This is a genomic window from Alcanivorax sp. HI0044 (assembly GCF_001634945.1).
Genome location: NZ_LWEZ01001138.1, coordinates 1 through 10,212 on the forward strand (window position 1 = coordinate 1; position 10,212 = coordinate 10,212).

Annotated in this window: 10 protein-coding genes and 1 pseudogene; 4 read left to right on the forward strand and 7 right to left on the reverse strand. The window is 57.3% G+C overall.

Features of this window, described 5'->3' with window-relative positions:
• On the forward strand, window positions 1-223 hold a 223-nt coding region (locus tag A3730_RS14020; protein WP_231883963.1), incomplete at its 5' end, for a copper resistance protein B.
• 71 nt (window positions 224-294) lie between these two features.
• On the forward strand, window positions 295-846 hold the full coding sequence (locus A3730_RS14025) for a cytochrome c (RefSeq protein ID WP_063520405.1): 552 nt from the start codon (window positions 295-297) through the stop codon (window positions 844-846).
• A gap of 62 nt (window positions 847-908) precedes the next feature.
• On the opposite strand, the gene can is transcribed toward A3730_RS14025, so the two are convergent.
• Window positions 909-1,556, reverse strand: coding sequence for a carbonate dehydratase (can, locus tag A3730_RS14030; RefSeq protein ID WP_063520404.1), 648 nt, complete (start codon window positions 1,554-1,556; stop codon window positions 909-911).
• A gap of 54 nt (window positions 1,557-1,610) precedes the next feature.
• Window positions 1,611-2,624, reverse strand: coding sequence for a GTP 3',8-cyclase MoaA (gene moaA / locus A3730_RS14035; RefSeq protein WP_063520403.1), 1,014 nt, complete (start codon window positions 2,622-2,624; stop codon window positions 1,611-1,613).
• 204 nt (window positions 2,625-2,828) lie between these two features.
• Between moaA and A3730_RS14040 the strand changes: the two genes are divergently transcribed.
• The gene (locus A3730_RS14040) at window positions 2,829-3,317 is read left to right on the forward strand and encodes a peptidylprolyl isomerase (RefSeq protein WP_063538279.1); all 489 of its coding nucleotides are present in this window, start codon (window positions 2,829-2,831) and stop codon (window positions 3,315-3,317) included.
• Window positions 3,318-3,874: 557 nt separating this feature from the next.
• Window positions 3,875-4,666, forward strand: coding sequence for a glutamate racemase (gene murI, locus A3730_RS14045; protein WP_063520963.1), 792 nt, complete (start codon window positions 3,875-3,877; stop codon window positions 4,664-4,666).
• Between the two features lie 217 nt (window positions 4,667-4,883).
• On the opposite strand, the gene A3730_RS14050 is transcribed toward murI, so the two are convergent.
• From A3730_RS14050 to A3730_RS14065, 5 genes and pseudogenes are all read right to left on the reverse strand, one after another.
• The gene (locus tag A3730_RS14050; protein WP_231880694.1) at window positions 4,884-6,629 is read right to left on the reverse strand and encodes an alkyl/aryl-sulfatase; all 1,746 of its coding nucleotides are present in this window, start codon (window positions 6,627-6,629) and stop codon (window positions 4,884-4,886) included.
• Window positions 6,630-6,788: 159 nt separating this feature from the next.
• Window positions 6,789-6,950: a hypothetical protein gene (locus A3730_RS32700; protein ID WP_231880695.1), complete on the reverse strand. Its 162-nt coding sequence runs from the start codon at window positions 6,948-6,950 to the stop codon at window positions 6,789-6,791.
• A 331-nt stretch (window positions 6,951-7,281) separates the two neighbouring features.
• Complete coding sequence (locus tag A3730_RS14055; RefSeq protein WP_063538281.1) at window positions 7,282-8,733, reverse strand: cobyric acid synthase; 1,452 nt, start codon at window positions 8,731-8,733, stop codon at window positions 7,282-7,284.
• 247 nt (window positions 8,734-8,980) lie between these two features.
• Window positions 8,981-9,592, reverse strand: coding sequence for a cob(I)yrinic acid a,c-diamide adenosyltransferase (gene cobO, locus A3730_RS14060; protein ID WP_063521022.1), 612 nt, complete (start codon window positions 9,590-9,592; stop codon window positions 8,981-8,983).
• A pseudogene (locus A3730_RS14065) lies at window positions 9,585-10,212 on the reverse strand (cobyrinate a,c-diamide synthase); the annotation flags it as partial. The gene cobO and the pseudogene A3730_RS14065, both read right to left, overlap by 8 nt.

The following is a 10,212-nucleotide window of genomic DNA, read 5'->3' on the forward strand; positions in this document are numbered from 1 at the left end:
AGCCAACCTCTATGGCAAGGACGACCCGGAACTGGGCATCGGCGACGGGCTTGTAAGCCTGGAAGCCGGCCTGCGCCTGCGCTATGAAATCCGCCGGGAAATTGCGCCCTATATCGGGGTCAACTGGGAAAAACAGTACGGCGACACGGCGGACATGACTCGGGCAGCCGGCGGAAAAACGGAAGAAGGCACCGTTGTTGCCGGCATCCGTTTCTGGTTCTGATCTTGCCACGGATGTGCCCGGCCGCCATGGCCGGCGCATCCACCAATTCTTTCATTGTCAGGGAGAACACGATGAAAACCGTTAGCACTCTGCTCGTTATCGCGCTGCTTGCCACCGCCATCATCGGCATCGTCATTGCCACAGGCAGCTACAATTTTGCGGCCGACGAACCGCACTGGAGCGTGACCGAGAAAATCATCGGTACCGCTCGCCACCGCTCCATTGACCTGCGAGCAAAACATATTCCGGTGCCCAACGACCTGGATGATCCGCAACGAATTGGTCGGGGCGCAGAGCACTACCAGGCCATGTGCGTGGGCTGCCACCTGGCGCCGGGAATCGAGGAGAGCGAACTGCGTGAAGGCATGTATCCGCAACCGCCAGCATTGGCGGAACACGGGATTCATGATCCGAAAGGCGCCTATTGGGTCATCAAGCACGGCATCAAAATGAGCGGCATGCCCGCTTGGGGAAAAAGCCACGACGAGCAAAGCCTGTGGGACATGGTGGCGTTACTCAGCGCCCTGCCCTCACTGAGCGAAAACGATTGGCAGGCACTACTGGACGACTCAGGCACAGCACCCGCCGGCCAGGGGCACGGCGGTGCAGGCCATCATCACTGAAAACCATCGTCAACGGTAACCGTGCCCTTGATCATTTCGTTACAGCGACCAAGGGCACTCACCTAACCGGAGCAGTTGTCGTACTCGTCCGTTTCCAGGCTGCGCAGCTCGCCATTATTCTGAATCTGGATATCCAGGTCCCGCAGGTGACCATCACCGATACCGTAAATCCAGCCGTGAATGGTCAACGGCTGATCGCGACGCCAGGCTTCCTGAACCACAGTGGTGTTGGACACATTGATTACCTGGCGGGCCACATTCAGCTCACACATCTTGTCCACTCGCGCTGCCTCATCGGGCAGCTCGGCCAGGTTCTTGCGATTGCGCAGGTACAGTTCGCGCACCTGCCGCAACCAGTTGTCGATCAGGCCATGGGGCACATCTTCCATGGCCGCCTTGATGCCGCCACAACCGTAATGGCCCACCACCATGATGTGCTTCACCTTCAATACATCCACGGCAAACTGCAGCACCGACAGCAGGTTCAGGTCGGTATGGTTGACCAGGTTGGCCACATTGCGGTGAACAAACAGCTCGCCGGGCATCATGCCTACCACTTCGTTGGCTGGCACCCGGGAATCGGCACAACCGATCCACAGATATTCCGGGTTCTGCTGTTCACCCAGCGCCTTGAAGAAGCCGGGGTGGCGCTCTTCAATTTCGTGGCGCCATTTTTCATTGTTGGAAAACAGTTCAGGTAGGGATTTCATGGTCTCTCGCTTTTTTACCCAATCATGCTACACGCGGCACGCTAACACGCCGCCTTAACCACCGGTCATATTCATGAATCGTACCAATTGCTCACCCGGCTCCAGGTTGAAGTCGTGGCGCTCGGGCTTGATGGCCATGGCATCCACAATGGCTTCGCGAAGGGGGGTATCGTCATCCGGGTGGGCGCGCAGCACCGCGCGCAGATCCACGCTGTGCTCATGGCCCAGGCACAAAAGCATACGCCCCTCGGCGGTGATCCGCACCCGATTACACAAATGGCAAAAGTTTTGTGAATGAGGCGAAATAAAGCCGATGCGGCTGCCACTGCCCGGCACCTGCCAATAGCGCGATGGCCCCCCGGTTTTTTCTGCCAGCGGCACCAGCCCCAGTCGTGCTGACAGCTGTTCGCGCAGCTCCGCCGAAGACACGAACGCCAATTCCCGGTCGTGCTCGGTGATCTGCCCGAGGGGCATTTCCTCAATGAAAGCGATATCCAGCCCCCGCGCCAGGGCGAAATCCACCAGTGCCGGCACTTCATCCTGGTTGCGGCCGCGCATGATCACACTGTTGAGCTTGATCCGCTCAAAGCCGGCGGCCCGTGCCGCATCGATTCCGGCAATCACCTGCTGCAGATCGCCGGTACGGGTCAGAGCCCGGAAACGCTCCGGGTCCAGCGAATCCAGGCTGATATTGAGCCGATCCACCCCCGCTGCCTTCAACGCCTGCGCGTGGCGGGGCAAGCCAGCCCCATTGGTGGTCATATTCAGTTCACGCAGGCCGTCAATGGCACCAATATCGCGCACCAACCGCGCCACATCCCGGCGCACCAGGGGCTCTCCCCCGGTCAGGCGAATGCGCTTTACCCCCAACTGCACCAGCACCCGCGCCAGCCGCCCCATCTCTTCCAGGGTCAGCACCTGGGCGCGGGGAACAAAGGTCATATCCTCCGCCATGCAGTACACACAGCGGAAATCGCAGCGGTCCGTCACCGACAAGCGCACGTAATCAATGGTGCGCCCGAAGCGGTCCTGCAGTAGCGGATTGTCAGTGGAAGCATCAGCATTCATGCCGGTACTGTAGCAAATGCGGGGCCAACCTGGGCAATCTGCCCCCCCTTACGCCTGTCGGGCCAGCCCGGCTCCGGTTGGTCAGGCCCTTGCCGGTCTTGTTAGAATGTTCGCCGACCTGAATACAGGGCGCGGTCAGGACATGAAAAACGTCATGGCCGCCACGCCTCTTATTCCGAATTCATCTACCCCTAAAGGGTTTCCATGCAAATTTCTGAAAATGCCGTAGTGTCCATCCACTACACCCTGACCAACAACGCCGGTGAAACCATCGATTCTTCCGTCGAGCGTGGCGAGCCCCTGGCGTACCTGCACGGCGCCGGCAACATCATTCCGGGCCTGGAAAACGCTCTGGTCGGCAAGGCCGCGGGCGACAAGCTGGACGTCACCGTGACTCCGGAAGAAGGCTACGGCGAGCGTCACGAGCAGCTGATTCAGCAAGTGCCGAAAACCGCTTTTGAAGGCAACGAAGACAACCTGCAGCCGGGCATGCAGTTCCAGGCGCAGACCGAAGCCGGCCAGCGTATCTTCACCATCACCGCCGTTGAAGGCGATGAAGTGACTGTCGATGGCAACCACCCGCTGGCAGGGGAAACCCTGAACTTCGCCGTGGAAGTGACCGACGTGCGCGAAGCATCCGCCGAAGAAAAAGAGCACGGCCATGTACATGGTCCGGAAGGTCACGATCACTAATCGCTGACGGCTCGCAAAAAAGGCTCCTTCGGGAGCCTTTTTTTGGTTCATCACGGAATTGAGTGATCAGCCAGCTTCAGAACGTGTCACATTATTCCGCCCTGGCAACCGCTGGACGCCGGATGCCCGATGACAGACGCTTGCATTCAAAACCTGAAAACCTTGGCCGCCATGCTCTCTGCGCAAAATGCCTTACCCGATAATTGCCTGAATCATGACCCTGACAATCCCTCAAAATACCCGTCAAAGCAGGAGGCCGTAACAACGACAACCTCTCAGGCTATGGGGTTTTACGTCAGGCATCCGGCGTCGAGCGTTTGGCAAAGTGCCGGGTATTCGGGATAAACCCATCAAACGGCGAGTAGCCTGTTCTTCACTCTAAATCCGCGAAGAACCTTTTTTATGCCGCTCTGCGGCTGCAACAGCCTCCACGCAACACGCCTCACGCCTGCGCGCATAGAGAAGCTCACTTCACGAAAAGGCTGACTTCGGCGCACTCTCCTATACCTGTCCGTCTTGGTATATCCTTGGGCCTTCGTTTCCATCCGAATAGTCGTATGACCCACCCCGGCCCCATTGGCATTTTTGATTCCGGCATCGGCGGCTTGTCTATCGCCCGCCGCATTCGTGAGCTGTTGCCCAACGAAAACCTGCTCTACGTGGCGGACTCCATCCACGCGCCCTACGGCGAAAAATCAGAGCACTATATTCAGCAGCGATCCGATGCCATTACCCGGTTTCTTATGGAAAACGAGGCGAAAGCTATCGTGGTCGCCTGCAATACCGCTACCGTCTCTGCCATCCGGCAACTGCGGGCCGATTACACCTTGCCCATCATCGGCGTCGAGCCAGGTATCAAACCCGCCGCCCTGCAAAGTAAAAGTGGGGTTATTGGCGTACTGGCCACTAGCCAGACACTGAAAAGCGAATCCTTTAACAACCTGAGCCGGCTGTTCTCGGAAAACGTGCGCGTGGAAATCCAGCCCTGTCCCGGGCTGGTTGAACAGATCGAAGCGCTGGAGCTGGACAGCGAAGCGACCCAAACCCTGGTCGCCCGCTATGTACAGCCACTGATCCAAAAAGGGGCGGATCATATCGTCCTGGGCTGCACCCACTATGCGTTTCTGGCGCCGCTGATTCGCCGGGCAGCGGGAGCCCACGTGGAAGTAGTTAATACCGATATGGCAGTCGCCCGCGAAACCGTGCGGCGACTGCAGATGCACAATTTGCTATCCGATAGCCCGCAAGCAGGCAGCGCCACGTTCTGGAGCAGCGCCGAACCGTCCCTGGCTCACCGGCAGCTCTCTGAACTCTGGGGCGAACGAGTCACCGTCCACCCCATGCGCTAGGGCACATCAAACAGCCTCTGCGATCGACGGCAATCACCTTGTGAAGACCGGCGAAATGCTTCCAGTGTTCCACCATTTTCTTTACGGATATAGGCAGGCAGGAACAGAACAACGCATTCCCGTTTTCGCTACATATAAAAATGCCCGACTCCGGTGACACGGAATCGGGCATTTCTGTTACTTCACGCGCATGTCTTTTGCACGTTCTCAATCATCGCTATGGCGTTACGATATTGAACCAGAACTCGAAGTCATCCAGACAGGACACCAACTCGGTGAGCTTGTCCTGGTCCCCTTCGACTGTCACCTTGCCGTCTTCAATGGCCTTTTCCAGGGTGATCTCCTGGAGCATGAATCCATTGAGAGTATCGCGGGTCATGTTGATGGTGGCATCGGCATCGTCAAACAGACGCCCCTCACTGTGGTTCAGCACACCGTGCACCATTTCCACCGCAAAGGACTTGTCCTTGTCGGTGAATACGAAATTGAGCTTGAGGTGCTTGCCCTCTGCCTTCTCGGTGTTCAGGCGGACGCCAAGGAAGTCGAAGAACAGGCTCTCATCCATGGCACGAACGGTATCCGGGCTGGCAGTATTGGGCGTCGGCAATTGCGCCACACCATTACGCAGTTCCTGGGCGCCGCTCAGGTAGAAATTACGCCACGGACCACTTTCTGCCTGATAGCCCATCTGCTCCAGCGCGTCAGCCTGCAGGTTCTTGGCTTCCTGGTTATCCGGATCGGCGAAGACGGCATGATTGACCACTTCCGCCACCCAGCGATACTCCCCTTTTTCAAAGTAGTCACGGGCCTTGTCCAGCAACGCATCCGCCCCCCCCATCATCTCCACGTAACGCTCGGCTGAATCCGCCGGAGGCAGTTCATGCAAGGTCGCCGGGTTGCCGATAAACCAACCCAAGTACATCACATAAGTAGCCTTCACGTTGTGACTGATGGAACCGTAATAACCGCGGTTGGAAAAGTTCTTGGCGATGGCATCAGGCACTTTGATTTGCTCTGCGATCTCCAACATGGTGTAGCCCTGATTGGCCATGCGCAGGGTTTCATCATTGATGAAGCGATACATATCCCGCTGCGTGCTGATATGCTCATTGACCTTGTCCTTTCCCCACACTGGCCAGTGGTGCATGGCGTACATCACTTCCACTTCATCACCCCACATGTCCAGCGCCTGATTCAGATACTTGGACCAGGCCAGCGGATCGCGGATCTTGGCGCCACGCAGCGAGTAGGTGTTATGCAGCGTATGAGTCGAATCTTCAGCGGTATTGAGCGCTTTCTTTTCCTTGATGTAATAGAGCATCTCGGACGGCGCCTCAGAACCTGGCGCATTCAGAAACTCATACGTCAGCCCGTCAATCTTGTGGACTTCACCGGTCTTTTCAATGATTTTGGTGGGAGGAATCAGAGTAACCGTACCGGCTGAGGTGGTGGTCCCCAACCCGGCGCCCACTTGACCTTGCGGGCTGGGCGGCAGCAGGTTGCCATACATGTAACTGGCGCGGCGACTCATGACATTACCGGCCATCACATTCTCGGCAACAGCGGCATCCAGAAAGCCCACCGGCGCATAGATGTCCACCTTGCCCGCGTTGACATCCGCTTCATCGACCACACCACGAACGCCACCATAGTGATCCACATGGCTGTGGGTATAAATCACAGCGACCACCGGTTTTTTCGGGCGATGCTCGTAATAGAGGTCCAGCGCCACCTTGGCGGTTTCTGCAGACACCAACGGATCCATGATGGTCAGGCCTTTCTCGCCTTCCACAATCGTCATGTTGGAAAGGTCGAGATTACGAACCTGATAAATCCCGTCGGTCACTTCAAATAACCCGGAAATATTCAACAACTGGGATTGGCGCCACAGACTCGGGTTAACTGTTTCCGGTGCTTCCGAGCCTTCCTCAATAAAATCATACTTGGCCGGATCCCAACCCATACCGGATTGCCCTCTTCACCCTTGATCATTTCCTTGGGAAGCGGCGCGATGAATCCCTTATGGGCCAGCTCGAAAGACGTGTTATCCGAGAACGGCAAGTACTCTTTCAGCGCCTGATTACTTTCCTTGGTGGCCGCTTCAGCGGGCTTGGGCCCTTCTTTACTCTGCCGTAGCCTTGTCAGACTTGTTCTGCGGCGCTTTTTCCGCCACCGCCGGTTGGCCGGCCTCTTTCTGTTGCCCGGCGGATTGTTCGCCTTCATCACCACAGCCTGCAAGCATCAGGCAGGCTGTGAGACTGGAGTAGAGCAGTACGCTTTTCATAACAGTAGTCCTTGTTGGAGAGTCCTTGATCAAGGTCCGGCAATAGCTGTACCCCTATGCCCACCTGAAAATCCATCATCGCGAAAGGTATTCAGGGTGTAAAGATTTACTATCTGCGCCCTCCAGCCAGCCTGATAGCCAGGGAATACCGGCGCTAGCGGGAAGGTATGCAACAAGGATCCCAGCATCCAGCACGCTTATGTCAATGCAGTGAAACACCGTGAATAGCCCTGCACAGAGAGCCAGTTCACGAAAAGCAAAAGACGAACCGCTTGAGCGTAATGCTCTGGCTTCATGGTCAGGTCTGCAGCCTGAAGGAGGGAGGGGGGGCCTAGTCAGCCCTTGAGATGCTTTCCTGCAATATCGTCATGTCCATATGGCGCTCCACCATATCGGCAAGCCGGTCCAGTTGCTGCTCCCGGTGAGCGGCATAATCTACGCCGCGATTATCGTGCAGACCGGCCCAGGCAAGGATGGCGTTGCCACTGTCTGCCAAATCAAACAAACCGTGCAGGTAACACCCCATCACCTGGCCATCCTCACTCATGGCCCCATCGTATCGGTCACCCAGCATCAGCATGGGGCGGCTCAGCGCCTCTCCGCGGGTAATACCGTTATGAATCTCGTAACCTTGAACAGGCGAATCTGAGGCCAGCAGTTTCCCCTTTGTGTTGGCAAGCTGTTTGCCCGCTATCAACTCGGTGCTCATGGCCAGCCAGCCCAGCCCCTGGCTGCTACCGGGGTGACTCTCCAGCCCCTGAGGGTCATCAATCCGCTCGCCGAGCATCTGAAATCCCCCGCAAATACCCAGCACCTTGCCGCCGTAACGCAAGTGCTTTTCGATCTGCTTGTCCCAGCCTTGTTCGCGCAGGAAGGCCAGGTCCGCACGGGTGGCCTTGCTGCCCGGGAGAATCACCAGATCCGCCTGCGGCCAGGCTTCCCCCATCCTGACGAAGCGCAGGTTCACACTGGGATGCAGTCGCAGGGGATCGAAATCGTTATGGTTGCTCATGCGCGGCAACAGCGGCACCACCACATTGAGTGCATCGCTTTCGTGTTCGCCCTGCTCATCCACCGCATCTTCCGCATCCAGGGTAAGGCCATGCAGATAGGGCAGCACGCCAAACACGGGTTTACCGGTGCGATCTTCAAGCCAGTCAAGCCCGCTCTGCAGCAAGGAAAGGTCGCCACGGAAACGGTTGATGACAAACCCCAGGGTGCGTTTCTGTTCGCTGTCGGAAAGCAAATCCAGCGTACCGGTGAGATGGGCAAAGACACCGCCGCGATCGATATCGGCAACCAGAATAACCGGGCAATCCACCATCTCGGCAAAGCCCATATTGGCAATATCATTCTCGCGCAGATTGATTTCCGCCGGGCTGCCTGCGCCTTCCACGATGACCACATCGTAGCGGGAAGTGAGCGCCTGCCAGGCCGCCAGCACCGCTTCACTGGCGGTCTTTTTGTAGGCGTGATAATCCAGCGCCTGCATATTGCCCAGCACCTTGCCACGAATAATCACCTGCGCGCCCATATCTGTTTGCGGCTTGAGCAACACCGGATTCATGTCACTGTGCGGCTCAACACCACAGGCCAGCGCCTGCAAGGCCGTAGAACGACCAATCTCCCCACCGTCCACGGTCACCGCACTGTTCAATGCCATGTTTTGCGGCTTGAATGGCGCCACTGAATATCCTCGCTGCGCAAACCACCGACACAACGCCGCCACCACCGTGCTCTTCCCCGCATCGGAAGTGCAGCCCTGAACCATCAACACAGGCATTAGAGGCAGCCCGAGTTGAAAGTTAAAAGTTCAAAGTTGAAACGCGATCCGACGCCTCCCGTAATCGCTGCGACGAGGCCGCGCCCAGACAGCAAACCGCGATCGCAGCCCCGAATAAAGGAAGCGCTTTGCGCATTGTTTATTTTTAAACTTTTAACTTTTAACTTTGAACTTCTCGCCACAACTTCACGCCCATCCATTTCGGGGTTTCGCTATTCACTATTCACTATTCACTGTTAACTATTAACTAAAGCTCGACGCCCTTCTGCGCCTTCACCCCCAAATCCTTGAACGCATGCTTCACCACTTTCATTTCCGTCACGGTGTCGGCCAGTTCGATCAGTTCCTTCGGTGCATAGCGGCCGGTAACCACCGCATGTTGCATGGCGGGGCGGTTTTGCAGGTCGTCCAGCACACGGTCCAGGTCGAGGTACTCGTAGCGCAACGCGATGTTCAGTTCGTCCAGCAGAATCAGGTCGTAGCTATCGTCCTTGAGCATCTTCGCGGCCATATCCCAGGCGGCACTGGCCGCAGCCACATCCCGCTCCCGGTCCTGGGTATCCCAGGTATAGCCTTCACCCATGACGTGATAATCCACGTTGGGCAGATCACGGAAAAAGGCCTCTTCCCCGGTACTGAACGCGCCCTTGATAAACTGCACCACGCCCACTTTCATGCCATGCCCCAACGCCCGGGCCACCATCCCGAAGCCAGAGCTGCTCTTGCCTTTTCCCGGTCCGGTCAGGACCAGCAGGATGCCCTGATCCTTGTCCGCATTGGCGATACGGTCACGCATGATTTCCTGTTTTTTGGCCATGCGCCAGGCATGGCGCTCCGGGGTTTTCGCATCGTCACGCATGGTCTTCTCCTGTGCGGGAAAGGGGATCCTGATCTGAAAAAATCGCTTCAGCGCGAAAGTGGCCGTTAAAGATATCCGCCACCACTTGCGGGGCCGACGGAAAATAACCGTGGAAGAAACTCGCCACCAGGCCCTGATCCTGATAGACCGGCTCGCCTTGCGTACCGGTTTGTTTCTGGCTGAAAACAGTGGGCGTTAACGGCGTCGACAAACAGCCATGGTGGAAGGTATGCCCGCGCAGCTCCCCCTGTGGAGTGGTCAGCGCCTGCATGCCCAGCCCCTGCAGTTTTTTCGTCAGCGCTGCCTCACCCTGCAACAGCCCGAAACCGGCATGGCGTTTTTCATCACCATCGATCAGGGTTGCCATGCAACTCATCAAGCCACCGCACTCCGCCAGAATCGGTTTGCCGGCCGCGTGGTGGTCGCGAATGGCGTCGCCCATGGCGATATTCATGGCCAAGGCTTCCCCGTGCAATTCCGGGTAACCGCCCGGCAGCCATAGCGCATCTACCTGGGGCAACGCGGCATCCTGCAATGGGGAAAAGAACGTCAGGGTTGCCCCCATCTGACGTAACGCATCCAGATTCGCCGGATAGATAAAGGCGAAGGCCGCATCACGG

Excerpts from the sequence above, each read along its gene's own strand:
- A3730_RS14025 (WP_063520405.1), top strand. The coding sequence starts at position 295 with ATGAAAACCGTTAGCACTCTGCTCGTTATCGCGCTGCTTGCCACCGCC.
- can (WP_063520404.1), bottom strand. The coding sequence starts at position 1,556 with ATGAAATCCCTACCTGAACTGTTTTCCAACAATGAAAAATGGCGCCAC.
- moaA (WP_063520403.1), bottom strand. The coding sequence starts at position 2,624 with ATGAATGCTGATGCTTCCACTGACAATCCGCTACTGCAGGACCGCTTC.
- A3730_RS14040 (WP_063538279.1), top strand. The coding sequence starts at position 2,829 with ATGCAAATTTCTGAAAATGCCGTAGTGTCCATCCACTACACCCTGACC.
- murI (WP_063520963.1), top strand. The coding sequence starts at position 3,875 with ATGACCCACCCCGGCCCCATTGGCATTTTTGATTCCGGCATCGGCGGC.
- A3730_RS14050 (WP_231880694.1), bottom strand. The coding sequence starts at position 6,629 with ATGGGTTGGGATCCGGCCAAGTATGATTTTATTGAGGAAGGCTCGGAA.
- A3730_RS32700 (WP_231880695.1), bottom strand. The coding sequence starts at position 6,950 with ATGAAAAGCGTACTGCTCTACTCCAGTCTCACAGCCTGCCTGATGCTT.
- A3730_RS14055 (WP_063538281.1), bottom strand. The coding sequence starts at position 8,733 with ATGCCTGTGTTGATGGTTCAGGGCTGCACTTCCGATGCGGGGAAGAGC.
- cobO (WP_063521022.1), bottom strand. The coding sequence starts at position 9,592 with ATGCGTGACGATGCGAAAACCCCGGAGCGCCATGCCTGGCGCATGGCC.